Annotated in this window: 23 protein-coding genes; 9 read left to right on the top strand and 14 right to left on the bottom strand. The window is 74.8% G+C overall.

What is annotated here, in order from left to right:
• Positions 1-2: 2 nt before the first annotated feature.
• Positions 3-1,559 (bottom strand): NYN domain-containing protein, encoded by a 1,557-nt coding sequence (locus DMP15_RS12080; protein ID WP_073574274.1) that lies wholly within the window; start codon positions 1,557-1,559, stop codon positions 3-5.
• Between the two features lie 149 nt (positions 1,560-1,708).
• Here DMP15_RS12080 and DMP15_RS12075 point away from each other — a divergent pair, with 149 nt between their 5' ends.
• On the top strand, positions 1,709-3,454 hold the full coding sequence (locus DMP15_RS12075; protein WP_337825903.1) for a DEDD exonuclease domain-containing protein: 1,746 nt from the start codon (positions 1,709-1,711) through the stop codon (positions 3,452-3,454).
• A 214-nt stretch (positions 3,455-3,668) separates the two neighbouring features.
• Here DMP15_RS12075 and qcrB read toward each other — a convergent pair whose 3' ends face one another.
• The 4 genes from qcrB to ctaE form a co-directional block, all read right to left on the bottom strand.
• Entirely contained in the window at positions 3,669-5,384 is a 1,716-nt protein-coding gene (gene qcrB, locus DMP15_RS12070; protein ID WP_073574276.1) for a cytochrome bc1 complex cytochrome b subunit, read from the bottom strand.
• Positions 5,381-6,517: a cytochrome bc1 complex Rieske iron-sulfur subunit gene (gene qcrA, locus DMP15_RS12065; protein ID WP_237453677.1), complete on the bottom strand. Its 1,137-nt coding sequence runs from the start codon at positions 6,515-6,517 to the stop codon at positions 5,381-5,383. The genes qcrB and qcrA overlap by 4 nt, the downstream gene beginning before the upstream one ends.
• A complete protein-coding gene (gene qcrC, locus DMP15_RS12060; RefSeq protein WP_073574278.1) occupies positions 6,514-7,380 on the bottom strand; it encodes a cytochrome bc1 complex diheme cytochrome c subunit in 867 nt (288 codons plus the stop codon). The genes qcrA and qcrC overlap by 4 nt, the downstream gene beginning before the upstream one ends.
• Before the next feature lie 64 nt (positions 7,381-7,444).
• A complete protein-coding gene (ctaE, locus tag DMP15_RS12055; protein WP_062396094.1) occupies positions 7,445-8,056 on the bottom strand; it encodes an aa3-type cytochrome oxidase subunit III in 612 nt (203 codons plus the stop codon).
• A 249-nt stretch (positions 8,057-8,305) separates the two neighbouring features.
• Between ctaE and DMP15_RS12050 the strand changes: the two genes are divergently transcribed.
• Both DMP15_RS12050 and trpD read left to right on the top strand, forming a co-directional pair.
• Positions 8,306-8,701, top strand: a complete 396-nt coding sequence (locus DMP15_RS12050) for a response regulator (protein WP_020625131.1) — start codon at positions 8,306-8,308, stop codon at positions 8,699-8,701.
• 23 nt (positions 8,702-8,724) lie between these two features.
• Positions 8,725-9,768, top strand: a complete 1,044-nt coding sequence (gene trpD, locus DMP15_RS12045) for an anthranilate phosphoribosyltransferase (RefSeq protein ID WP_139282697.1) — start codon at positions 8,725-8,727, stop codon at positions 9,766-9,768.
• 15 nt (positions 9,769-9,783) lie between these two features.
• Here trpD and DMP15_RS12040 read toward each other — a convergent pair whose 3' ends face one another.
• Positions 9,784-10,062, bottom strand: a complete 279-nt coding sequence (locus DMP15_RS12040; RefSeq protein ID WP_060711495.1) for an Lrp/AsnC family transcriptional regulator — start codon at positions 10,060-10,062, stop codon at positions 9,784-9,786.
• Between the two features lie 309 nt (positions 10,063-10,371).
• On the opposite strand from DMP15_RS12040, the gene DMP15_RS12035 reads away from it, so the two are divergent.
• Positions 10,372-10,683: a hypothetical protein gene (locus DMP15_RS12035; RefSeq protein ID WP_073574280.1), complete on the top strand. Its 312-nt coding sequence runs from the start codon at positions 10,372-10,374 to the stop codon at positions 10,681-10,683.
• Positions 10,684-10,713: 30 nt separating this feature from the next.
• Here DMP15_RS12035 and DMP15_RS12030 read toward each other — a convergent pair whose 3' ends face one another.
• The 6 genes from DMP15_RS12030 to DMP15_RS12005 form a co-directional block, all read right to left on the bottom strand.
• On the bottom strand, positions 10,714-12,099 hold the full coding sequence (locus DMP15_RS12030) for an FAD-dependent oxidoreductase (RefSeq protein ID WP_073574281.1): 1,386 nt from the start codon (positions 12,097-12,099) through the stop codon (positions 10,714-10,716).
• Positions 12,100-12,158: 59 nt separating this feature from the next.
• Complete coding sequence (locus DMP15_RS12025) at positions 12,159-13,022, bottom strand: acyl-CoA thioesterase domain-containing protein (RefSeq protein WP_073574282.1); 864 nt, start codon at positions 13,020-13,022, stop codon at positions 12,159-12,161.
• Between the two features lie 14 nt (positions 13,023-13,036).
• A complete protein-coding gene (locus DMP15_RS12020) occupies positions 13,037-14,098 on the bottom strand; it encodes a winged helix DNA-binding domain-containing protein (RefSeq protein WP_337825902.1) in 1,062 nt (353 codons plus the stop codon).
• Between the two features lie 16 nt (positions 14,099-14,114).
• On the bottom strand, positions 14,115-15,251 hold the full coding sequence (locus DMP15_RS12015) for an LLM class flavin-dependent oxidoreductase (RefSeq protein WP_337825901.1): 1,137 nt from the start codon (positions 15,249-15,251) through the stop codon (positions 14,115-14,117).
• Positions 15,252-15,318: 67 nt separating this feature from the next.
• Positions 15,319-16,122: an IclR family transcriptional regulator domain-containing protein gene (locus DMP15_RS12010; protein WP_337825900.1), complete on the bottom strand. Its 804-nt coding sequence runs from the start codon at positions 16,120-16,122 to the stop codon at positions 15,319-15,321.
• Positions 16,119-17,270 (bottom strand): lyase family protein, encoded by a 1,152-nt coding sequence (locus DMP15_RS12005; protein ID WP_337825899.1) that lies wholly within the window; start codon positions 17,268-17,270, stop codon positions 16,119-16,121. The genes DMP15_RS12010 and DMP15_RS12005 overlap by 4 nt, the downstream gene beginning before the upstream one ends.
• A gap of 74 nt (positions 17,271-17,344) precedes the next feature.
• Here DMP15_RS12005 and DMP15_RS12000 point away from each other — a divergent pair, with 74 nt between their 5' ends.
• From DMP15_RS12000 to DMP15_RS11985, 4 genes are all read left to right on the top strand, one after another.
• Positions 17,345-17,992: an HAD hydrolase-like protein gene (locus DMP15_RS12000; RefSeq protein ID WP_337825898.1), complete on the top strand. Its 648-nt coding sequence runs from the start codon at positions 17,345-17,347 to the stop codon at positions 17,990-17,992.
• A 166-nt stretch (positions 17,993-18,158) separates the two neighbouring features.
• On the top strand, positions 18,159-19,061 hold the full coding sequence (locus DMP15_RS11995; protein WP_073574288.1) for an MOSC domain-containing protein: 903 nt from the start codon (positions 18,159-18,161) through the stop codon (positions 19,059-19,061).
• A gap of 304 nt (positions 19,062-19,365) precedes the next feature.
• The gene (locus DMP15_RS11990) at positions 19,366-20,109 is read left to right on the top strand and encodes a CoA transferase subunit A (protein WP_073574289.1); all 744 of its coding nucleotides are present in this window, start codon (positions 19,366-19,368) and stop codon (positions 20,107-20,109) included.
• Positions 20,110-20,111: 2 nt separating this feature from the next.
• On the top strand, positions 20,112-20,738 hold the full coding sequence (locus tag DMP15_RS11985; RefSeq protein WP_073574290.1) for a 3-oxoacid CoA-transferase subunit B: 627 nt from the start codon (positions 20,112-20,114) through the stop codon (positions 20,736-20,738).
• Between the two features lie 88 nt (positions 20,739-20,826).
• Here DMP15_RS11985 and DMP15_RS11980 read toward each other — a convergent pair whose 3' ends face one another.
• Positions 20,827-22,035 (bottom strand): cytochrome P450 family protein, encoded by a 1,209-nt coding sequence (locus DMP15_RS11980; RefSeq protein WP_073574439.1) that lies wholly within the window; start codon positions 22,033-22,035, stop codon positions 20,827-20,829.
• Between the two features lie 35 nt (positions 22,036-22,070).
• Positions 22,071-23,201 carry an FAD-dependent oxidoreductase gene (locus DMP15_RS11975; protein WP_073574291.1) on the bottom strand — a complete coding sequence of 377 codons (1,131 nt, stop codon included), beginning with the start codon at positions 23,199-23,201 and terminating at the stop codon, positions 22,071-22,073.
• A gap of 256 nt (positions 23,202-23,457) precedes the next feature.
• Here DMP15_RS11975 and DMP15_RS11970 point away from each other — a divergent pair, with 256 nt between their 5' ends.
• The gene (locus DMP15_RS11970) at positions 23,458-23,667 is read left to right on the top strand and encodes a hypothetical protein (RefSeq protein WP_073574292.1); all 210 of its coding nucleotides are present in this window, start codon (positions 23,458-23,460) and stop codon (positions 23,665-23,667) included.
• The last annotated feature ends 95 nt before the right edge of the window (positions 23,668-23,762 follow it).

Here is a 23,762-nt window from a genome sequence, read left to right as displayed (position 1 = left end):
GCTCAGCCGCCGAGGCGGCGCAGCAGCACCGCGGACGCCACGGTGTGCGCGCCCCGGCGGCGCACCGAGCGCACGATCTCCTGGTCCGACGTCGCGACCAGCAGCGGCCGGCCCGCCGGCTCGGCGGCGACGAGGTCGCGGACGACGTCGTCGGCGATCACCCCGGCGTCGCTGAACAGCACCCGCACCCCGCGGCTGCCGCGCACCGGCGCGGCGATCACGGCGGCCCCGTCGAACACCACGGTGATCTCGGCCCCCGTGCGGGCACCCAGTGCGCCGAGCTGGGCCACCAGCCGGGAGCGCTGGTCGGCCAGCGGCAGGTCCGGGTAGCCGGTCTTGCTGACGTTGTAGCCGTCGACGATGAGGTGCACCGACGGCACGGTCAGCAGGGCGTCCAGCGCGGCCAGCCCGTCGACGGGGGCCGCGACGCGCGCGCCGGTCCCGCGGTCGCCCGTTCCCGCGACGAGGTCCGCCGGCCGCGGTCCGCCCGCGCCGACGTCGAGCTCGCGGCGCAGACCCGAGATCGCGCCGCTGACGGTGTCGAGCAGCAGCTCCAGGCGCACCTCGTCGCCGCGACGGGCCTCGCGGGCGGCCTGGCGGGCGGCGGCGACCTGACCGGCCGCCGTGTCGGCCCGGCGGCGTTCCCGGTCGGCGCGCTCGCGCTCGGCGGCGGTCTCGGCGCGGGAGCGGGCGAGCTCGTCGTCGACGCCGCCGCGCAGCCGCGCGACCTCCTCCTCCAGCTCGGTGCGGGCGTCGAGTGCGGCACGCAGCCGCGCGCCCTGGTCGCTGACCCGGCGGCGCATCTGCTGGTACTCGGTCTCCCGCTCCCCGACGAGCGCCCGTGCGCGTTCCCGTTCCTCGACCAGCTCGGCCCGGGCCCGTTCGAGCTCGGCGGTGAGCTTGTCGGCCTTGGCCAGGGCCTCGTCGCGCTCGGCGCGCAGGTTCGCCAGGTCCGCGGTCTGCCCCACCTCGGCGACCCGCCGGTGCGCGAGCGGATCGGCGGTGAGCAGCGCGACCGCGGCCGCGTCGAGCTTGTCGACGGGTGCGGGCAGCGGATCCGCGACGGACGCGGCCTCCGCAGCGGGGGTCGCCCCGTCCACCGGTGCTGCGGCTGCGTGCTGCGCCGCGGGACGGCCGGACGGGCCGGCTGCCTCCGCGGCTCCGGTGTCCCCGGTGGGTGCCCCGGGTCCGCCCGGGGGCACGGGCGGGTCGCCGGCGGGTCGTGTCGTGGAGGGTTCGGGCAGCTCCAGCTCACCGGGCCGGTTCTCGGCCCACCAGGCCACCACGGCCGCCCGGAACGCCGCGTCCTGCTGCAGCCGGGACACCAGTACCTGCCCGCCGAGCCGGGCCCGCTTGGCGGGGGTGAACCGGGCGAAGCGGCGTAGCGGGGTGGGGACGTCCCCGGGCGGCAGCCCGCCCAGCGCGGTACCCGCGATCTCGGCGAGCCGGGCCCGCAGCGGGGCGGGCAGCTCCGGCCAGTCGCTCGCGGCCGGGTCGGCGGCGCACGACGGGACCCCGGAGCACGTGGGCTCCGGTCGCTCCGTGTCGTCGTGCGCCATCGGTCCAGGTTATCCCCGCCCGGCCCGGATCGCCGTCGGCGTGGCCGTCCGCGGCCGGGACGTCCCCGGTTCGGGGTCCGCGCCCCGCTCCCCGGGCCGGGGCCGGGTGTTCGAACATACTGTCGGACCCCACGGCTACGGTGCAGGGCGTGACCTCCTGCTCCCCGCAGCTCACCTTCGACGAGCTGGGCACGCCACTGCGTGACGTCACCTTCTGCGTGGTGGACCTGGAGACCACCGGCGGCAGCCACCGGACCGACGCCATCACCGAGGTCGGCGCCGTCGCGGTGCGCGGCGGCAGCCGGATCTCCGAGCTCGGCACCCTCGTCGACCCGGGCGTGCGGGTCCCGGCCGACATCACCCGGCTGACCGGCATCACGAACGCGATGCTGCACGACGCGCCACCGCTGGGTGCGGTCCTGCCCTCGGTGCTCGACATGCTCCGCGGCTCGGTGCTGGTGGCCCACAACGCCCCGTTCGACACGGGTTTCCTCAAGGCCGCCTGCGAGCGCCTCGAACGCCCCTGGCCCGGCCCGCCGGTCCTGTGCACCGCCCGGCTCGCCCGGGCCGTGCTCCCGCACACCGAGTGCCCCAGCGTGAAGCTGGGCACGCTGGCCCGGCACTTCGGCTGCGCCACCACCCCGGACCACCGGGCACTGACCGACGCCCGGGCGACCGTCGAGGTGCTGCACCACCTGCTGGAGCGGATCGGGAACCTGGGTGTGCAGAGCCTGGAGGAGCTGCTGCAGCTCGTCCGTGACCGGGCCCCGCACCGGCCCACCACCACCCAGCGCCGTCGCAGGCACCTGGCGAACGACGTGCCCTCCGAGCCCGGTGTGTACCTGTTCCGCGGCGGCGACGGCCAGGTGCTCTACGTCGGCACCAGCGGCGACCTGCACCGGCGGGTGCGGTCGTACTTCACGGCCGGGGAGAAGCGCCGCCGGGTCCGCGACATGCTCGTCCGCGCCGAGAAGGTCGACACGGTGGTCTGCGCGCACGCCCTGGAGGCCTCGGTGCGCGAGCTGGCGCTCATCGCCGCGCACCGCCCGCCGTACAACCGGCGCTCCCGCAACCCCGGCCGGGCCTACTGGGTGGCGCCGACGGCGGAGGCGTTCCCGCGGCTGTCGGTCGTCGCCACCCCGCGGGCGGGTGCCCTGGGCCCGTTCGGGTCGCAGCGGGCCGCGACCGACGTGCTCGACGCGGCACTCGACGCACTGCCGCTGCGCCGGTGCACGATCCGCATCCCGGCCCGGAACCCGTCGGCGACGCCGTGCGCGCTGCACGAGCTGGGCCGCTGTGCCGCCCCGTGCGCCGGTCTGCAGCCCGCCGAGGACTACGCGCCCGCCGTGCACGCCTGGGGCGACCTCGTCGCGGGGCGGGACGACGGCCCGCTGCGGGTGCTGTCCGCCGAGGTCGACGACCGGTCGGCCGGCGGGCGCTACGAGGCGGCCGCGCGGGCGCGGGACCGGCTGGCCACGCTGGCCGCCGGGGTCGACCGGGGCGGCACCCTGGCCGCGCTCGCGGGCATCGACGAGCTGGTCGGCGCCCGGCCCGACGGCCGGGGCGGCTGGGAGCTCGCCGTCGTTCGCCACGGACGGCTCGCCGCGGCGGGCAACGCCCCGCGCGGGGTGCGGCCGATGCCGGTCGTCGAGGCGCTGCGGACCGGCGCGCAGACGGTCCTGCCCGGCGACGGGCCGCTGCGCGGGGCCCCGTCGGAGGAGGTCCGGGTCCTGCACCGCTGGCTCACCACCGGCGGGACCCGGCTGGTGTACTGCGACCCGCCGTGGGCGGAGCCGGCGTGGGGCGGGGGTGCCTGGCGGGAGTGGGCCGACCGGGCCCGGGAGGCGTCGCACCGCACCGGTGACCGCTCCCCCGACGAACCCGCCGGGATCTGAGCCCGGCGGGCCACGGTCCTCCACGACGGCGCCCCGGCCGACGACCCCGTGGCCGGACACACGGGACGCGGCGTCCGACCACGCGCAGCCCGCACACGACGGCGGCCCCCGCCGGACGCACGACGGCGCACCGGCACACGACGGCGGCCCCGCCGGAGACCGTGTCTCCGGCGGGGCCGCCGTGGAGTGCTTCCGGGCCGGGCCCGGGCCGTGCTCAGTCGCGCGGCTGCTGCGGACGACCACCGTCGTCGGGGCGGCCCGCGAGCTCACTGCTGCGGGACTCGAGCTCCGCGCGCGCCTCGTGACGCCGGCGGGACTCCTCGAGCTCCCGCTCGTGGGCCTCGTGGCGGGCCACGGCCAGCGCACGGGACTCCTCGACCGGGTCCGGCGTGAGCAGCGAACCGGAGACCGGCTCGCCCGCCGACCCGAGCTGGTTCATCCGCTTGGGCACCGAGGCGCCCTGGTACTCCAGCGGGATGGCGTGGCCGTGCGAGTCGACGCCACCCAGCGGCTGGTGCACCTCGATGAACTCACCGTGCGGCAGCCGCTTGATGATGCCCGTCTCGATGCCGTGCTCCAGCACCGCGCGGTCCGACCGCTGCAGACCGAGGCACCAGCGGTAGGCCACCCAGTACACGATCGGCGGCACGACGAGCAGACCGATGCGGCCGGCCCACGTGGTCGCGTTCAGCGAGATGTGGAAGAAGTACGAGATCCAGTCGTTGAACCCGCACATCACGAGCCACAGGTAGAACGAGATCGCCATGGCGCCGAGCGCGGTCCGGACCGGGACGTCGCGCGGGCGCTGCAGCAGGTTGTGCAGCGCGTCGTCCCCGGTGAAGCGCCGTTCGATGGCCGGGTAGGCCCCGGCGAGCACGAACAGCACCGGCAGGAAGCCCGCGGTGGGGATGAACGCCGCCGGGATCGTGTACGTCCCGAACAGGTAGAACTCCCACGGCGGGAAGATCCGGCCCATGCCCTCGGACCACAGCATGTAGAAGTCCGGCTGCGAACCGGCGGAGATGTGCGAGGCGTCGTACGGGCCGAGGTGCCAGATCGGGTTCATCTGGAACAGCCCGGAGATCAGGGCCAGCACACCGGCGACAACGAAGAAGAACGCGCCGCCCTTCGCCGCGAACTGCGGCATGATCCGCACGCCGACGACGTTGTTCTCGGTCCGGCCGGGGCCGGGGAACTGGGTGTGCTTCTGGTACCACACCAGGCCGAGGTGCACGGCGATCAGCGCGAGGATGATGCCGGGCAGGATCAGCACGTGGATGATGTAGAGCCGCGGGATGATCTCGGTCCCGGGGAACTCGCCGCCGAACAGCGCCCAGTGCACCCAGGTGCCCATGATCGGCACGGTCAGCGTGATGCCCGAGGCGATCCGCAGCCCGACGCCCGAGAGCAGGTCGTCCGGCAGGGAGTAGCCGGTGAAGCCGGCGAAGGTGCCCAGCAGGATCAGCACGACGCCGATGGTCCAGTTGGCCTCACGCGGCTTGCGGAACGCGCCGGTGAAGAACACCCGGAACATGTGGATGATCATCGCCGCGACGAAGAGCAGCGCCGCCCAGTGGTGCAGCTGACGCATGAACAGGCCGCCGCGGACCTCGAGCGAGATCTCCAGCGCGGACTCGTAGGCCCGCGACATGTGGACGCCGCGCAGCGGGTCGTACGGCCCGTTGTAGACGACCTCCTGCATGGAGGGGTCGAAGAACAGCGCCAGGTAGGTGCCCGACAGCAGCACGATGATGAAGCTGTACAGGGCGATCTCGCCCAGCATGAACGACCAGTGGGTCGGGAAGACCTTGTTGAACTGCTTCCGCAGTCCGGCGGCCGCGTGGTAGCGCTGGTCCGCCTGGTCGAGTGCCGCGCCGCCCTTGGCCGCGAGGCCACCTGAGGAGGTGGTGGGTGTCGTGATCGAACTCATGTCGTCTTCGGCCTCTCCCAGAACGCGGGTCCGACGGGCTCCACGAAGTCGCTGCGGGCGACGAAGAAGCCCTCCTCGTTCACCGTGATCGGCAGCTGTGGCAACGGCCGGGCGGCGGGCCCGAAGACGGGCTCGGCGTCCTGCGTGGCCAGGAACTGCGACTGGTGGCACGGGCAGAGAATGCGGTTGTCCTGCGCCTGGTAGAGGGAGGTCGGGCACCCGAGGTGGGTGCAGACCTTCGACCAGGCGTAGAAGTCACCATAGTTGAAGTTCTCCTGCCCGGGGCGCTTCGTGACCTCGGTCCCGGGGCGGAGACGGATGAGCATGACCGGCGCGTCCGAGGCGCGCTGCGCGTGCAGCAGCTCCTCCTCGTTGCCCCGCTCGCTCTCGCGGTACGGGAAGACGGTCATCATCGAACCCGGCTCCATGTCCTCGGGTCGCACTCGGGCGATCTCGGAGAGAATACCCGTGTCGGTGCGCAGGTACACCGTCTCGCCGTTCTCCGGACGCCAGCCCGTGTGCCACAGCGGGGCGTCGTCGCCCTCGGCCCACGGGTTCCGGATGATGCCGCCGAGCGCGACGACACCGGTGCCGATACCGGCGACGGCCGCGGCCAGGCCCGCGCTGCGGATGATCAGCTTGCGACGGCCGATCGTGGTGCCCTTGCCGGCGTCGGCGACCTGGGCCAGGAAGGTGGCGCGGTCGACGTCGGTGGACGGGCCGTCGTGGCGCTGCTGGACCGAGGTCTCGTCCGGGAACAGCTTCTTCACCATCTGGATGACCGCGATGCCGATGGAGAGCACCGAGAACCCGAAGGTGAAGCCGATGACCGGGGTGTAGAGGTTGTAGAGCGCGTGGCCGGGCTCGCCGACGTTGACGTACTCCCACGGCCACGCGATGAACGCGACCACGAAGGCGATCATGGAGATCGCCGAGATGACGAACCACAGCGCGACCGAACGCTCGGCGCGCTTCTCCGCGCGGGTCCCCGGGATCGGGAACGCCGGCGTGTTGTGCACGACCTCGACCTCGTCGAGCTCACCGGCCAGACGGGCCAGCTGTTCGGGCGACATCGCGTCGAGCTCCTCCTTGGTCGGACGACGGTCCGACCCGGTGCTGACTTCGCTGCTCAACTCTTCGCCCCCAACCAGATGGCGAACCCGACCAGACCGGACATCACGACGGCGAAGATGAAGACACCCTCGGCCGTCGGACCGAGACCCAGCAGCGAGTAGCCGCCCGGGTCGTTGGCGTGGTTCACCGACTTGATGTACGCGATGATGTCCTGCTTCTCCTGCGGCGTGAGCTGCTGGTCGGAGAAGCGCGGCATGTTCTGCGGACCGGTCTGCATCGCGGTGTAGATCTGCTCCTCGCTGGCCGGCTCGAGCGCGGGAGCGTACTTGCCGGACGACAGCGCGCCGCCGACACCGGTGAAGTTGTGGCACGAGGCGCAGTTCAGGCGGTACAGCACACCGCCGCGGCCCGGGTCGTCGCCGCGCAGGGCCTCGCCGGTCGCGGCCGGGGTGACCGGCCCGCCGCCGTTGGCCTGCACGAACGCGCCCAGCGCCTCGAGGTTCGCCCGGCCCTCCTGGGTCTCCGGGTCGAAGATCGGCAGCGGGTGCTTGCGGGCCGCCTGGGCCTCCTGGCGCGCCATCGGCATACGACCCGAGGACACCTGGAAGTAGACCGCCGCGTCACCGACGCCGATGAGGCTCGGGCCGCGGTTCTCGACGCCCTGCAGGTTCGCACCGTGGCAGGTGATGCAGGTGTTGTTGTAGAGCTGCTCGCCCTTGGCGATCAGCGCGGTGTCCTGCTGCGCCTGGGCGACCTGCGGCTGCGGCGCGAAGGCGGCGTAGAGGAAACCGACGGACAGCAGTCCCAGCCCGATGGCGAGGGCGCCGGCGATGCGGCGCTTCATCTTGCCGTGCGGACGGGTGCGGCCCCCGGCCTTCTCGTCCGGCCGGTCGGCCGGTGGTGGGTTCTGGTTCTCGGTCATCGCTGGGGGTCTTCCAACCTCGACGTCGTGGCGGGTGCTGTCAGGGAACGGGCGGCGCGATCGGTCAGCGGATGAAGTAGATCGTGGCGAACAGCCCGATCCACACCACGTCGACGAAGTGCCAGTAGTACGACACCACGATCGCCGCGGTGGCCTGGGCGGGCGTGAACTTGCTGAGCTTCGTGCGGATGATCAGGTACACGAACGCGACCAGGCCGCCGACCACGTGCAGCCCGTGGAAGCCGGTCGCCAGGTAGAAGACCGACCCGTAGGCGCTCGACGCGATCGTCGTCTCGTGCGAGGTGACCAGGGTGTAGTACTCGAAGGCCTGGCCGAGCACGAAGAACGTCCCCATCGCCAGCGTCAGGGCGTACCAGCGACGCAGGCCGAACACGTCACCACGCTCGGCGGCGAACACGCCGAACTGGCAGGTGAACGAGGACGCCACGAGCACGATCGTGATCGCGAGCGCGTAGGGGACGTCGAGCTCGGTGGGCGGCGGCGGCCAGGGGCCGTCGTTCTGCGCCCGCGCGGTGAAGTACATCGCGAACAGCCCGGCGAAGAACATCAGCTCGCTGGAGAGCCAGACGATGGTGCCGATGCTGACCAGGTTGGGGCGGTTCAGCGAATGGATCCGCGCGCTGATGTTGGGTGCCGCTGTCGTCACGTCGGGCATTATGACCCGAGCCGAACTTCTACGGCTTGTCGGGATACCCCTCGCCACATCACGATCGGCGAACGGGCCCCATGATCACCGAACTCTTCGCCTGGTCGGGGCGACCGGGCGGGCGCCGGACGGCCCCGTCCCGGACCGCCGACTCGACAACGTTCGGGGCCGACGGAGGGTTCCCCTAGTATCGCCGGCGTGAGCGGACGAGCGGCAGAGATCGGCAGCGCGGCCGGATCGGTGACGGGGACCAGCACGGTGCTGGTCTACAGCCACCGTCCCGAGGTCCGCGAGAGCATCATCGAGGCGGTCGGGCGGCGGCCCGCGCCGGACGTGGGCCGGGTGCGCTGGGTGGAGGCGGCCGGCATCGCCGAGGTCCTCGCGGCCTGCGACGCCGGTGAGGCCGACCTGCTGGTCCTCGACGGCGAGGCTCAGCCGACCGGCGGGATGGGCGTGGCCAAGCAGCTGCGTCACGAGATCGTCGACTGCCCCCCGATCGTGCTGACCGTCCGCCGCCGGGACGACCGCTGGCTCGCCACCTGGTCGGAGGCGGACGCCGTGCTCGTGCACCCGCTCGACCCGATCGAGGCGGCCGAGGTCGTGGCGCAGGTCCTGCGCGACCACCGGCCCGGCACCCTGACCCAGCAGCAGTAGCGAGACAGAGGACACCTCACGTCGTGAGCGCACCCACCTGGCCCTCCGTGATCGGCCGCCTGATGCGCGGCGAGGACGTGACCGCCGACGAGGCGACCTGGGCGATGGGTCAGGTCTTCGCCGGCGAGGCGACCCCGGCGCAGCTCGCCGGATTCCTCGTGGCGCTGCGCGCGAAGGGTGAGACGCCTGCGGAGATCTCCGGCATGGCCGACGCGATGCTGGCCCACGCGCTGCGGGTGCACGTGCCCGGGCGCTCGGTCGACGTCGTCGGCACCGGCGGGGACCAGGCGCACACGGTGAACATCTCCACGATGGCGGCGATCGTCGTCGCGGCGGCGGGTGCGCCGGTGGTCAAGCACGGCGGGCGCGCGGCGTCGTCGCAGTGCGGGACGGCCGACGTGCTGGAGGAGCTGGGCGTCGCGATCGAGCTGACCCCGTCCGCGGTCGAGCGGTGCGCCGCGGAGCTGGGGATCGCGTTCTGCTTCGCGCAGTCCTTCCACCCCGCCATGCGCTACGCCGGCGCGGTCCGTCGCGAGCTCGGCGTCCCGACCGCGATGAACCTGCTCGGGCCGCTGTCCAACCCGGCCCAGCCGGAGACCGGCCTGATCGGCTGCGCCGACCCCCGGCACGCCGCGACGATGGCCGAGGTCTTCGCCCGGCGCGGCAAGTCGGTACTGGTGGTGCGCGGCGACGACGGGCTCGACGAGCTGACCACCACCGGGCGCAGCACCGTCTGGATCAGTGACGGCGGCACCGTGCGCGAGGAACGGCTCGACCCGGCCGACCTCGGGGTCGGCGTGGCCACCGCCGAGGACCTGCGCGGCGGCACCCGGCAGGTCAACGCCGCCGTCGTCCGCGACCTGGTGGCCGGCAAGACCGGGCCGGTGCGCGACGCCGTGCTGCTCAACGCCGCCGGGGCGCTCGCCGCGCACCGCGGGGTCGGTGCCGACCTCACCGCGTCGGTCGGGGCGGCACTCGACGCCGTCGCCGAGGCGGTGGACTCCGGTGCGGCCGCGGACCTGCTGGCCCGCTGGGCCGCGCTCTCGACCGAGCTCGCGTCGGCCTGACCCGCGGGGGCCGGCTCAGTCGAGCCCGATGGCGAACGCGGCGTCGGTGTCGGCCTTGGAGTAGGACCGGAACGCGATGTGCGTGTCGGTCCCGACGACGCCGTCGATCCGGCTGAGCCGGCTGGCGATCACGTCGGCGAGCTGCTCGTGCTCGCGCACCTTGACGATCGCAATCAGGTCCACGTCACCGGCGCAGGAGTAGACCTCCGACACGCCGTCGAGGTCCGCGATGGCCTGCGCGGTCTCGGGGATCCGGTCGGCGGCGGTGTGCACCAGGACGATCGCGGTGATCACGGTGGGGCTTCCCCTCGGGTCAGGGCGTGGCGGACACCGATGAGGCTAGTGGGGGCATCCCCTGTGGCGCAGGCCGCATCCGGTTGCTACTGTGATCGTCATGCGCACCGTCGAGCACACCCTTGCTCCGGCCGCAGCGCTGCCCGCACGACTTCTCGCGGTAGTAGCACTGCGCGTCGGCTGATCCAGGCCGCCGACGCGCCCGCGCCGCAATCCCGGCGCTTCCCTCCCGCACACCGCGGTGAGGTTTTACGAGACCTGGCTCGCGTTCCCGCTTCTCTCTCGCGCAACGCATGGAGCCACACGATCATGAGCATCACCGCCGACCGTCCCACCACCACCTTCTCCTTCCCCACCGGGTCCGGTGGCGCCGCCGACATCGCGTCCCGGATGCCCCGCCGGCACACCGTCGTCACCGGCGACGGGATGGCCGGGGTCATGCAGATCGCCTCGGCGCTGCAGGGCTGTGGCCGCACGCTGCGCGAGTTCTGCGTCGACGTCCGTGAGGGTGTCGCCTACAGCTCGGTCACCTGCACCATGTCCATGACCCCCGACGAGGCCGAGGACTTCTCCCGCGGCATGGGCGCGATGTCCTGCGTCATGGCGGTCGACCCGTACTGAGCCGTACGGCGGCCGCGCGGGAACCGACCGCTACGACCGTGAGCTGCGGCTGCGGGCGGCGTCGAGCATCTCCGCCCGGTCGGCGATCTTGACCCGGTCGGTGCCGCCGCGCCGCTCCCCCAGGGCGAGCTCGGCGGCGTCGAGACGCAGCCAGTCCTCCCACAGCACGGGGTCGACGCCGTAGGAGCGCATCCGCTCGACGACGGCGACGCCGCCCGGCCGCGGCGGCGTCGACAGGGCAGGCAGGTCGGCGAGCACCGACTCCGCGGTCTGCGCGCCGTCGCCCTTGTTGGTGCCGATCACCCCGGTCGGGCCCCGTTTGATCCACCCGGCCACGTAGCTGCCGCGCACCGGCTCCCCGCCGAGCAGCACCCGTCCGGCCTCGTGCGGGACGGTGCCGGTGGCCGCGTCGAACGGCAGCCCCTCGATGGGCTCGCCCGCGTAGCCGATGGCCCGCACGACCAGGCCCGCCTCCAGGGTCTCCCGCTCCCCCGTGCCGCGCACCCGGCCGTCGTCGCCGAGGGCGTTGCGTTCGATCTCGACGGCGCCGACCCGGCCGGTCCCGTCGTCGACGAGCCGGACCGGGGACCGCAGGAACCGCAGGTGGATCCGCCGGGGCGCGCCGGTGGAGGACCGGCGGGCCCATGCGGTGAGCATCTCGATGTTCTGGCGCATCCGGCGCTCCTCCGGCTCGGCGACGTCTGCGGCGAGCAGGCCGTCGTCGTGCACCACGACGTCGACGTCGTCGAGGCCGCCGAGACCGCGCAGCTCGGCGGGGGTGAACTTCACGTGCAGCAAGTCGCGCCGGACCAGTACGTGCACGTCGGTGACCGCGCTCGCCCGCAGCGCGTCGAGCACCGCGTCGTGCGCGTCGGTGGCGGCGAGGTCGTCGGCGGGGCGGGCCAGGACCCGCGCGACGTCGACGGCGACGTTCCCCGCGCCGACCACGACCACGCCGGGGCGGTCGAGCAGCGGGCCGGGACCGACCGCGTCGGGGTGCCCGCAGTACCAGGACACGAACGCACCGGACCCGACCGAGCCCGCGAGGTCCTCCCCCGGGACGCCGAGGTCGCGGTCGACCGCGCTGCCGGTGGCGTGCACGACGGCGTGGTAGTGCTCCCGCAGCGCCTCCCCCGGGATACCGCCGGGGCCGACGTGGACGTTGCCGAGGAACCGGACGCGGTCGCTGTCGTCGAAGGTCCGCACCAGCGCGCGGATGACCGACTTCATCTTCACGTGGTCGGGGGCGACGCCGTACCGGACCAGACCGTAGGGCGCGGGCAGCCGGTCGATCACATCGACGTGCACCGACGGGTCACCCGCCAGCAGCGCCTCGGCCGTGTACAGGCCGGACGGTCCGGACCCGATGACGGCGATCCGGTGGGGTCGTGGGGCGGGGACCTGCGGGGTCGACACGTGCGCACCTCCGAGCCGGGGACGGTGACGACGCTAACAGCGACGACCCGTCCGGGCGATCATCGGCGCAGCGCGGTGCCGACGGCGCGCACCGCGGTCCGCCCGTCGGGCAGCACCAGCTCCGTGCCCAGGGTGCGGAAGCGGCGACCGTCGCGGATCGCGACGGTGCGGGCCCGCAACCAGTCGGTGATCTGCACCGGGCGCAGGAACTCCACGGTCGTCGACAGCGGCCGGGCGTCCGCGGCGCCGGGGTACGCGGCCTGGGCCGCGGCGGCGAGCCCGGACAGGACCGCACCGTGGGTGGTGCCGTTGAGGTTCGTCGTCGACGGGCCGGGGGTGAACACGACGTCGCCGTCGGCGTCGCGCTCGAGGTGCTCCGGCCGCAGGCGGGTGGCGTCGAACGGCGGCAGCGCGGCCCGGGCGTCGGTGCCGGCGGCGGTGGTCCCCGTCGCGGGCGCGGTCGCGAGCCCGCCGGGGCCCGCGGGAGCACCGGTCAGCGCGAACGTGGCGACGACGTGCGCGACGGCGACCCCGGTGTCGTCACGCATCTCGGCCCGGCCGACGCCGACCTCGTCGTCGAGGTGCAGCAGCGACAGCTCGGCGCGCAGCCACCGCGCGTCCGGTGCGGGGACCCCGGCCACGTCCAGGCGCAGGTCGACGGTGGGCGCGCCCGCGGTGAGCCGCGCCGTGGAGAAGACGAGATAGCCGAGACCCGCGTCGGCCAGCAGCGCCGGGAGCACCGGGAGGACCCGGCCGTCGGCGGTGCGGACGCCGTCGTGCAGCGGGGCGCGCACCACCACGCGCTCCGGCGTCGACGACGGGTCGGGGGCCATCCCGAGGCCGGACTCGACCGGCGCGCGCCGCAGCCGCTCCCGGGTGCCCGGTCCGGGCCTGGTCGGCTTCGGCTGCGTCGTGCCGGTCATGATCCCATCGTGCGTCACGCCGGGGGCGCTCCCGGCCCCGGGTCCCGGTACCAGGCGGTGAGCAGCTCGGCCTCGTCGTCGACGGCGCGCCGGTCGGCGGCGTCGAGCGGGGTGAACGGGGTGGTGGCGACACGGCCGTCGCGGTGCTCCCAGGTGCCGGCGACCCGGCCGTGCAGCAGGAACACCGGCGCCGAGCGGGGCCGGGTCGTGGCGAACACGTGGTGGCGGTGCTCGGCGGGCACGATCCCGGTGGCCGCGGCGTGCCCGAGCAGCAGCACCGCGTCGTAGGGGCCGAGGAAGCGCACCGGCAGCGGGGCGCCGGGCCCGGGCAGCGGTGCGCGCGGCACGTCGAGCAGCGCGGTGCCGTCCTGGGCGGCGAACGGGCGCAGGTCCTCCCCCGCCAGGGCTGCGCGGGCGACGCGGACCGGCCAGCCGGCGAACCGCGCGACGTCCGGCGCGGACGCGGGCCCGAAGGCCCGCAGGTAGCGGCGGGCCAGCGCGGCCCGTGCCGCGGCGGGGTCGGGCTCCGCGCCGGGCGCGGCGAGACCGTAGACGTGGGCGCGCGGGGTCGCCCAGGTGCCGGCGGGCGGGATCCGCACGAGCCCGACCCAGTGCTGCACGCCGGGGAAGACGCCCGCGGGCAGGCCCGCGTCGGCGAGTGCGGCGGTGATCTCGGCGTGCCGGCGCGGCCCGTCGGCCAGCAGCCCGCCGACGACGCGTGCGGCGGCGGTCATGTCGGCGTCGGTGACGTCGCGGAGCAGCCGCAGCCACTCCGCGCGCTGCTCGGCCCGGACGGCGGCGGTGAACACCCGGTGGTCGCGGCGGCTGAGCATGTGGATGGTCGAGCGCATCGCCCAGGCCTGTACGACGCGTCCGTCGTGCAGCATCGCGGTCAGCGTGGACCGCTCGAAGCCGATGAGCCGCGACCAGAGCCCGAGGTAGCCCGACGGGGCGTGCTGGGTCTGCAGCCCGCCGATGCGCTCCAGGGCGCGCGGCACCGTCAGGGCGGCTCGCCCGGTGAGGAGCTGGCGGGCGAGCAGGGCCCGCAGCCGGTCGTCGGCGGTGAGGACGCGCACCCGGCGAGTGTGCCGGTCAGCCCGCCGTCCGGGTGTACCGGTCCGCGGGGCGGGCGAGCCCGAAGCGGTCGCGCAGGGTGCCGCCGTAGGGGGCGGGCGTCCAGGCGTCGCCGAGTGCGGGCAGCAGGCCGTCGACGATCTCGTCCACCCCGGACGGCAGCGCCAGCGGGGCCAGGACGAACCCGTCGGCGGCGCGCTCCTCGGCGGCGTCGCGCAGCAGGCCGGCGAGTGCGGCCGGGTCGCCGACGTGGCGCAGCGTCGCCGGGACGGTGTCGGCGTCGGCGGGGGCGAGTGCGTCGAGCTCGCGCAGCCGCGCGGCGGCGTCGTCGCCCAGCAGGGTCTCGACGTCGAGCAGCACGGTGACCTGTTCGGGGTCGCGCCCGGCGTCGGCGACGGCGGCACGCACCCGGTCCCGGGCCTCGGCGGCACCGGCGACCGTGTCGGCCGCCACCCGGACGACGTCGGCGTAGCGGCCGACGGTCGCCAGCGCCTCGATCTCGTCGCCGCGCAGCACGGTCAGGGGCTGCCCCTGCGGCGGGCGCGGGGTGATCGACGGTCCGGTCACGGAGAAGAACTCGCCGGTGAAGTCGATGTGGTGGAGCCGGTCGCGGTCGACGAAGCGGCCGGTGGCGGAGTCGCGGATCTCGGCGTCGTCCTCCCAGGAGTCCCACAGCCGGGCGGCGACCTCGATCGCCTCGCCGGCCTCCCGCCAGAGCGAGGCCGCGTCGCGATCGGCGCGCGCCCGGCCGAACAGGTCGGCCTCGGCCTGCGTGCGCGACACGTCGGGCTGCCAGCCGGCCCGCCCGGTGGACACGAAGTCCAGGGTGGCGACGGCCTTGGACAGGTGGAACGGCTCGGTGTGGGTGACCGTCACCGTCGGCACGACCCCGATACCGGGGACGGCGGGCGCGACCCGCGCGGCGACGGCGACGGCGTCGAGGGTGCCGGGCAGTGCGGCCGGGTCGGCACCGGGCGGCTGCAGCGAGTCGGGCAGCGCGACGAGGTCGAGGCCGCCGCGCGCCGCGGTGCGGACCAGGTCCAGGTGGTACGGGGCGGTGAACAGCCGGGCCGGGTCGGCGCCGCCGAGCCGCCACGCGCCGGGGTGGCGCCCCGCCGCTCCGAGTTCGACCGCCAGGTGCAGACGTCCGCTCACCGTGCCTCCGTCGCTCGTGGTCAGCTCCTGGGAGGGCCAACCCACCGCGGGCGCGGTCTGTTCCCGGTCACCCGGCGGCGCGCAGGTCCGCCTCGATCGCGGCGGCGCAGGCGCGCAGCTCGGGCAGGATGTCGGCGCGCAGGCCGTCGGCGTCGTTGCGGGAGGCGTGGGTGGAGACGTTCGCGGCCGCGACGACCCTCCCGGCGCGGTCGTGGACGGGCACCGCGACCGAGCGCAGCCCGGCCTCCAGCTCCTGGTCGACGACGCAGTGCCCGTCGGTGCGGACCCGGTCCAGCTCGGTGCGCAGCTGCTCCGGGGTCGAGACGGTGTGCGCGGTCAGCGCCGCGGGCTCCAGCGCGCCGAGGTAGGAGTCGAGGGTGGCGGGCGGGAGCGCGGCGAGCAGGACGCGGCCCATCGACGTCGCCCAGGCCGGGAAGCGGGTCCCGATGGTGATGGTGACGGTCATGATCCGCGAGGTGGGGACGCGGGCGACGTAGACGACGTCGTAGCCGGTGTGCGGGTCGCCGTCGAGGACCGACACCGACGCGGACTCGCGCACCGTGGCGACCAGGTGCTCCAGGTGCGGGGCCGCGATCTCGGGCAGGCCCATCGCGGACAGGTAGGACCAGCCGAGCTCCAGCACCCGCGGGGTGAGGGTGAACAGCCTGCCGTCGGTGCGGACGTAGCCCTCCTCGGCCAGGGTGAGCAGGAACCGGCGCGCCGCGGCGCGGGTGAGCCCGGTGGCACGGGCGACGTCGGCGAGGGTCTGCTGCGGGCGCTGCGCGTCGAAGGACCGGATGACGGCCAGCCCGCGGGCCAGCGAGCGGACCTGCTCGGTGCGCGGGGCGCCCACGTCCTCCGGGGTGCTCACGCCGGCCGCCCGGCGAGGACGGCGTCGACCAGGTCGGCGGCGTGCCCGGTGCCGTGGCCCTGGGCGCCCGCGGCGAGGTCGAGGTTGCGGGCCATCGCCTCGGGGTGCACCTGCAGTCCGTCCAGGCTCACCCGCAGCCGGGCCGCGGCGCCGGCGGTGACCCGCAGCAGCGCGACGAGCGTCTCCCACTCCGCGTGCCAGGCACCGGCGGCACGCTGGAACTCCTGCTCGGCGCCGGCGAGCAGCGTCGCGACCAGGCCGGGGGCGCGCTTCGCGGCGCCACGGGCGGTGACGGCCGCGGCCGGGTTGCGCTTGTGCGGCATCGACGACGAGTCCCCCGGCGCGGACTCCGACACCTCGCCGAGCTCGGTGGCGGACAGCAGCACGACGTCGCCCGCGGGCTTGGCGCAGGCCCCGGCGGCGACGCCGAGCGCCCCGGCGAGCTCGCCGATGCGGCTGCGTTCGGTGTGCCACGGCACGCCCTGCGGGGCGAGGCCGAGCCGCGCGGCCAGCGCGTCGGCGACGGCCGGGCCGTGCGGGTGGACGGCCGCGAGGGTGCCCGCGGCGCCGCCGTAGGAGACCGGCAGCGCGGTGAGCACCCGGTCGAGGCCGGCGCGGGCCCGGTCCAGCCCGGTGCACCAGGTGGCGGCGACGAGACCGAAGGTGGTCGGCAGCGCCTGCTGGCCGAGGGTGCGGGCGGCGCACGGGGTGTCGCGGTGGGTGGCGGCGAGCGCGGCCGCGGCGTCGGCGCAGGCGGTGAGGTCGGCGACGACGCGGTGCCCGGCCCGTCGGGTCAGCAGCATCAGCGCGGTGTCCATGACGTCCTGGCTGGTGGCGCCCGGGTGCACCGCGCGCTCCGCGCCGGGCTGGATCCGCGCCGCGGCCGCCTTGAGCCGCTTGACCAGCGGGATCACCGGGTTGCCGCCCTCGACCGACTCGGCGGCCAGCGCGTGCGGGTCGACGCCCGCGACGGCGGCGACGGCGCGTTCCACCGCGTCGGCGTCGTGCTCGGTGACCGCGCCCTGCTCGGCGGCGACCGCCGACAGCGCCAGTTCGACCTCCAGCAGGGCGGCGATCCACGCGCCGTCGTCGAGCAGGCCGTCGACCCGGTCGGTGCCGGACAGCGGCCCGAGCAGCGTGTTCGCCATGCGTACAACTGTACGACCTGCGACCGTCGGGCAGAAGAGTCGGCCGGGTCTCCCGGGAGGCAGAATGACCCGACGTGCTGACCCACATCCTGCTCGACCTCGACGGCACCCTCGTCGACTCCGCCCCCGGCATCCTCGGCTCGATGCGCCGCGCGATCGACGAGGTGGGCCTGGACGTCCCCGAGTCCGCGCTCGGCACGCACCTGCTCGGCCCGCCGCTCTACCGCAGCCTGCCCCCGATCCTCGGCGACGAGGGGACCGCCGCCGTGCTGCCGGTGTACCGGCGGATCTACGGGGACGAGGACGGCTGCCTGGACTGCGCGCCCTACCCGGGTGTGGAGGAGCTGCTGCGCGCACTGTCCGCGGCCGGCGTGACCATGGCACTGGCCACCAGCAAGGCGGAGCCGTCCGCTCGGAAGATCCTCGCCCACCACGGCTGGACCGACCTGTTCACCGAGATCGTCGGCGACACCCGTGCCGCGGACCGGCCGACCAAGGGCGCCGTCGTCGCCGAGGCGCTGCGCCGGCTCGGGTCGCCGTCGGGTGCGGACGAGCCGCTGATGGTCGGCGACCGGCTGCACGACGTCGAGGGCGCCGCCGAGCACGGCCTCCGTTGTGTCGGAGCGGGCTGGGGCTACGCCGAGCCCGGTGAGCTGGCGGCCGCCGGCGCGGAGACCGTGTACGCCTCGGCGGACGCGCTGCGGGTCGCCCTGCTCGGCTGAGCCCGGCCCCGGCCGTCCCCCGCACTGCACCGTCCGGGTGAACCGGTCCCGGGCCGGAGCGCATCCGCGGCGGCTCGGGACCGTCACGGCCTCAGCTGAGACGCGCCCCGCGGACCCCTCCGTCCGGCCCGTGCCGGAGATGCGGACGGGCCGCTATACACCGGACATGACGGTCGCCGCGCTCTACCGCTATCCGGTCAAGTCGATGCTCGGGGAGTCCCTGACCCGGGCCACCATCACCGAACGGGGGCTGCTGGGCGACCGAGCCTACGCGGTGCTCGACAACGGGACCGGGATCATCGCCAGCGCCAAGGTGCCCAAGCGCTGGCTCGGCCTGCTCAGCTTCGCGGCCCGGTTCGTCGCCGAGCCGGTGGCCGGGGAGCCGCTGCCTCCGGTCGAGATCACCTTTCCGGACGGCTCGGTCCTGCGCAGCGACGACGAGGGACTGGACGCCGCGCTGTCCGCCGCGCTCGGCCGGGACGTGTCGCTGATCTCGGTGCCGCCGGAGGGCAGCTACTTCGAGGAACTGTGGCCCGACATCGAGGGCCTCACCCCGCAGCAGCTCGCGCCGCGCACGCTCATCGAGGACACGACGACCCGGCACGAGGACTCCGGCGAGATCATCAGCCGGTTCGACATCTCCGCGTTCGGGGCGCCGGGCACGTTCTTCGACCTGTCGTCGCTGCACGTGCTCACCGAGTCGACCCTGGACCGGCTCCGGGAGCTGAACCCGGACGCGACCTTCGACCCGCTCCGCTACCGCCCCAACATCGTGCTGCGCGACGAGGGGACGGGCTTCGTCGAGAACGACTGGCCCGGCAGCACCAGCGCCCTGGGCGACGACGCCCGGATCACGTTCTCCTTCGCCACCATGCGCTGCGTCATGACCACGCTCCCCCAGGGCGACCTGCCCGACGACCCGGACACCCTGCGGACGATCGCGAAGAACAACCGCATCGAGATCCCGCAGGTCGGCGGGGTCTGGGCGTGCGCCGGGGTCTACGCCGAGGTAGCCGCAGGCGGGGAGATCGCCGTCGGGGACCCGCACACCGCCCCCGCCCCCGCCTGACCCACGCCGCGCCCGCCCGGCCGACGGTGCGCCGCGACGGCGGCGGTCGCCGAGATGCAGCTCAGCGGGGTACGGGGCACCCTCGGGCCCCGCTGAGCTGCATCTCGACACCGCGGGACGGCGCCCCCTGCCCCGGGGACGTCACCGGGATGCGGTCCGGGGTGGCCGGTCGGCCTCTCGGATACCCCTGAGCTGCACCTCGGCGCACAAACGACGGGTCCCGCCCTGTCGGGTGGTGTTCGCACAGCGAACGCTTGTGCGTCTGTCGTACGCCGCGTACCGTCGTCGGCGACGGAGGTGCGTGATGGACAAGGTGGTGGCATCCGCCGCGGACGCGGTCGCCGACATCGGCGACGGGGCGTCGCTCGCGGTCGGCGGGTTCGGCATGTCCGGGGTTCCGACAGTGCTGATCGCGGCACTGCTGGAGCAGGGCGCGACGGACCTGGAGACGATCTCGAACAACCTGGGCGTCGACGGCTTCGGCCTCGGCACCCTGCTCGCCGCCGGGCGCATCCGGCGCACGATCGGCTCCTACGTCGGCAACAACAAGGAGTTCGCCCGCCAGTACCTGGCCGGTGAGCTGGAGCTGGAGCTGACCCCGCAGGGCACGCTCGCCGAGCGGCTGCGGGCCGGCGGCGCGGGCATCCCGGCGTTCTACACCCCGGCCGGGGTCGGGACGCTGGTCGCCGAGGGCGGGCTGCCCTGGCGCTACGCGTCCGACGGCTCGGTCGCCGTCGAGTCCCCGGCGAAGGAGACCCGCGAGTTCGACGGCGTGACCTACGTCCTCGAGCGCGCCCTCACCCCGGACTTCGCGCTCGTCCACGCCTGGAAGGGCGACCGGCACGGCAACCTGGTGTTCCGGCGCGCGGCGCGCAACTTCAACCCGGACTGCGCCGCGGCCGGGCGGACCACGATCGCCCAGGTCGAACACCTGGTCGACCCCGGGGAGATCGACCCCGACGCGGTGCACACCCCCGGTATCCACGTGCACCGCGTGCTGCACGTCCCCGGCGTCGAGAAGCCGGTCGAGTTCAGGACGGTGCGTTGACCATGGCCCTCAACCGTGACGAGATGGCCGCCCGGGTCGCGGCCGAGCTGCCCGACGGCGCGTACGTCAACCTCGGCATCGGCATGCCGACCCTGGTGCCCGGACACATCCCCGAGGGCCGGACGGTCGTCCTGCACTCGGAGAACGGGATCCTCGGCGTCGGCCCCTACCCCACCGACGACGAGGTCGACGCCGACCTCATCAACGCCGGCAAGGAGACCGTCACCGTCGCCGACGGCGCCGCCTTCTTCGGCTCCGCGGAGAGCTTCGGCCAGATCCGGGCCGGGAAGCTCGACGTCGCCGTCCTGGGCGGGATGGAGGTCGCCGCGAACGGCGACCTCGCGAACTGGGCGATCCCCGGCAAGATGATCAAGGGGATGGGCGGGGCGATGGACCTCGTCCACGGCGCGCGCTCGGTGATCGTGATGATGGACCACGTCTCCAAGGACGGGTCCCCCAAGATCGTCGAGCGGTGCTCGCTGCCGATCACCGGCCTGGGCTGCGTCACGAAGATCGTCACCGACCTGGCGGTGATCGACGTGACGCCGGACGGGCTCGAGCTGGTCGAGACCGCGCCCGGCGTCAGCGCCGACGAGGTGCGGGAGAAGACCGGCGCCCCGCTGCGCTGACACCGCCACGCCGCACCGACGGCTGCCCCGCCGGTCCGACATCGCCCGCCGGGCGCACCCCCCTCGGTCGCGCCCGGCGGCGGCGCCCTCAGGCGGGCTCGCCCGGCGTGACCGGCAGCCGGGACAGGCCCCGGACCAGCGTCGACTCGCGGTACACGAGCTCGGACGGCTCGACGGCCAGCGCCAGGTCCGGCCGCTGGGCGATGAGCTTGCCGATCGCCACCCGGCCCTCGGTGCGCGCGAGCTGCGCGCCCAGGCAGAAGTGGATGCCGTGGCCGAAGAACACCCCCGACGACGAGTCCCGGGTGATGTCGAGCCGCTCCGGGTCCTCCAGCCACTCCGGGTCCCGGTTCGCCGCGGCGAGGCCGAGCATGACGGTCGACCCGGCCGGGATGGTCACCCCGGAGTACTCGACGTCCTCGCTGGCGAACCGCATCGGGGCATTGGAGACCGGGGACTCGAAGCGCAGGAACTCCTCCACCGCCGAGGTGATCAACGACGGGTCGGCCTGCAGCCGGGCGCGCTGCTCGGGGTGGGTCAGCAGGGCGAGCACGCCGTTGCCGATCAGGTTGACCGTGGTCTCGTGCCCGGCGATGAGCAGCAGCGTCGCCATGGCGACGAGCTCCTCGGCCGACAGGCGGTCGCCGTCGGCGTCGCTGACGGCGAGCAGGCCGGACAGCAGGGCGTCGTCGGGCTCGGTGCGCTTGCGCTCGATCAGCTCGGCGAGGTAGCCGTTCAGGCTGCCCATCGCGGCGAACTTCTCCTCCTGCGGGGAGTCGTCGACCATCACCGACGACCACGCCGAGAACATGTCGCGGTCCTCGGCGGGAACCCCCAGCAGCTCGCAGATGACCAGAACCGGGACGAGGAACGCGTACTGGCGCATGAGGTCGACGGGACCCTCGGCGGGCAGCGCGTCGAGCAGCTCCTGGGTGATCTCCTCGACCCGGGGCTGCAGGTCGTTCATCCGCCGCACGGTGAACGAGCGGCCGACCAGCTTGCGCAGCCGGGTGTGGTCCGGCGGGTCCATCAGGATCATCATCGGGATCGGCGCGGCCGGCTGGCCCTCGCGCTGGTCGGCGGGGAGCGTCCAGCGCCAGTCCTTGCTCAGCCGCGGGTCGACGAACGCCGCACGGACGTCGGCGTAGCGGCTGATCAGCCACGCCTTCCCGTCCGGCAGTGCGAGCTCGCGCACCGGCTCCTCGGTGCGCAGGGCCGCGTAGGCGGGGTGCGGGTCGGTCCAGAAGTCGCCCGAGAACAGGTCGTGCGTCTCGGTGCCGGTGGTGGTCAGCGCCATGGGGACCATGGTGCCAGCCATGGGTAAGCGACCGCTTACGTCAGTCGTGTGACCGAGCACACAGCGGGGTCGAGCTCGACGTCGGCCGGGGCCGGGTGGCCCAGGACGACCGACGCGGCCAGCGCCGCCAGTGCCGGGGCGGACTCGATGCCCGACCCGCCCTGCCCCGCGACAAAGAAGAACCCCGGGTGCTCCGGGCGCGCGCCCAGCACCGGGGCGCGGTCGGGGGCGAAGGTCCGCAGCCCCGCCCACGCGGTCCGGACCGACCGCAGCCCGAGCGTGGTCGCCGAGCCCACCCGGTCCAGGGCGAGGGCGACGTCGAGCTCGTCGGGCCGCGCGTCGCCCGGCTCGGCCGGGGTCTCGTCGGCCGGGGAGACCAGCACGACGTCCGCCTCGGCCTTCAGGTACCAGCGCTCGGCGGCGTCGGCGATCATCGGCAGGACGGCACCGTCGACGGTGAGCACCGACGGGTCGCCGACCGGGCAGGCGGCGATCGTGCGCCGGTACGGGGTCAGCCCGGCGCCGGGTACGCCGGCCAGCGCCGCCACCGCGTCGGCCCAGGCCCCGGCCGCGTCGACGACCACTCCCGCCCGCACCCGGTGCCCGCCGGTCGTCGTCGCGCTCCAGCCGGAGCCGTCCCGGTCCAGCGCGGCCACCCGGGCGCCGCGCAGCACGGTGCCACCGCGGGCGCGCAGCCCGCGCCGGTAGCCGTCGTGCAGGGCCGCGGTGTCGACGTCGCAGGCACCGGCGGTCCACGCGGCCGCACGCGGGGCGCGGCGCAGCACCGGCGCGCGGCGCCACGCCTGCGCGGGGTCCAGGGCGACCGGGGCGCCGGGCTCGCCGTGCTGCTCGCGCAGCGTCGTGGCGAGGCGGTCGGCGGCCTGCTCGTCGTCCGCGAGGTGCAGGACCGGGCGCGGGGACAGCAACGGCGGCGTGCCGAGCTGCTCGGGCAGCGCAGCGAACCGCGGCCCGGAGGCGTCGATCAGCGCGCGGAACGGGCCGGAGCCGTGACCGGGGATGTAGGTGGCGGCCGAGCGGGCGGTGGAGTGGACCGGCAGGTCCTGCTCGGCCTCGGTCAGCACGACGCGGGCGTGCGCGGCCAGCTCCCACGCGACCGACACCCCGGCGATGCCGCCGCCGACCACCAGCACGTCCGCCGTCTCCATGCCCGCGACGATAGGTCGGCGGTCCCGGGGAAAACCGGTGGCCCCGGCCGGGCGGTCGTCGTAGCGTCGCCGCCATGCTGATCCGGTTCCTCTGAGCGGCCCGCGGAGTCGACCTCCGCGCCCTCCGCCGCCGGCCCGTGACGTCCACCGGGCCCGGAACCGTCGCCGCCCTCGTGCGGCCCTTCCGGCGTCCCCGCGTGTGTCACCAGCCCTCCGCACCCGGTCCGAGTCCGATCCGATGCTCCGAGGAGGTCGTATGCCCACGACCCGCCACACCCCTGTCCCCACCGCCGACACCGATCCCGCCGGGGCGCCCACCCCCGCCAACCGCGCCGAGCGTCGCGCGGCGAGGCGCGGCCGGTCCGGCGCGCCGGACGGCCCGCCGGCACCGCGCACGGCAGGGCCGGCCCCGCAGGCCCGCCCGGCCCACGTCCGCACGGACTTCGCCGCCCGCCGCAGCGGCTGAGAGCACGGGCACGATCACGGATCGGGCACCGGGGACGTCGGCGGGCGACCCTCCGCGTGCCCGATCCGTGATCACTCCCGGCGGTGCGGCCCGGC

This window comes from Pseudonocardia sp. UM4_GMWB1, from assembly GCF_017312155.1.
In the GTDB taxonomy this organism is placed as follows: Bacteria; Actinomycetota; Actinomycetes; order Mycobacteriales; family Pseudonocardiaceae; genus Pseudonocardia; species Pseudonocardia alni.
The sequence above is the reverse complement of the archived record's forward strand: the minus strand, read 5'-3'. Positions and strand labels throughout refer to the sequence as shown.

What these genes read in the sequence shown, in the direction of transcription:
- DMP15_RS11995 (WP_073574288.1), top strand. Translation starts at nt 18,159, where the DNA reads ATGACGGTCGCCGCGCTCTACCGCTATCCGGTCAAGTCGATGCTCGGG.
- DMP15_RS12005 (WP_337825899.1), bottom strand. Translation starts at nt 17,270, where the DNA reads ATGGCGAACACGCTGCTCGGGCCGCTGTCCGGCACCGACCGGGTCGAC.
- DMP15_RS12025 (WP_073574282.1), bottom strand. Translation starts at nt 13,022, where the DNA reads ATGACCGGCACGACGCAGCCGAAGCCGACCAGGCCCGGACCGGGCACC.
- qcrC (WP_073574278.1), bottom strand. Translation starts at nt 7,380, where the DNA reads ATGACCGAGAACCAGAACCCACCACCGGCCGACCGGCCGGACGAGAAG.
- DMP15_RS11990 (WP_073574289.1), top strand. Translation starts at nt 19,366, where the DNA reads ATGGACAAGGTGGTGGCATCCGCCGCGGACGCGGTCGCCGACATCGGC.
- qcrB (WP_073574276.1), bottom strand. Translation starts at nt 5,384, where the DNA reads ATGAGTTCGATCACGACACCCACCACCTCCTCAGGTGGCCTCGCGGCC.
- DMP15_RS11970 (WP_073574292.1), top strand. Translation starts at nt 23,458, where the DNA reads ATGCCCACGACCCGCCACACCCCTGTCCCCACCGCCGACACCGATCCC.
- DMP15_RS12080 (WP_073574274.1), bottom strand. Translation starts at nt 1,559, where the DNA reads ATGGCGCACGACGACACGGAGCGACCGGAGCCCACGTGCTCCGGGGTC.
- DMP15_RS11975 (WP_073574291.1), bottom strand. Translation starts at nt 23,201, where the DNA reads ATGGAGACGGCGGACGTGCTGGTGGTCGGCGGCGGCATCGCCGGGGTG.
- DMP15_RS11980 (WP_073574439.1), bottom strand. Translation starts at nt 22,035, where the DNA reads ATGGCGCTGACCACCACCGGCACCGAGACGCACGACCTGTTCTCGGGC.
- DMP15_RS11985 (WP_073574290.1), top strand. Translation starts at nt 20,112, where the DNA reads ATGGCCCTCAACCGTGACGAGATGGCCGCCCGGGTCGCGGCCGAGCTG.
- ctaE (WP_062396094.1), bottom strand. Translation starts at nt 8,056, where the DNA reads ATGCCCGACGTGACGACAGCGGCACCCAACATCAGCGCGCGGATCCAT.
- DMP15_RS12035 (WP_073574280.1), top strand. Translation starts at nt 10,372, where the DNA reads ATGAGCATCACCGCCGACCGTCCCACCACCACCTTCTCCTTCCCCACC.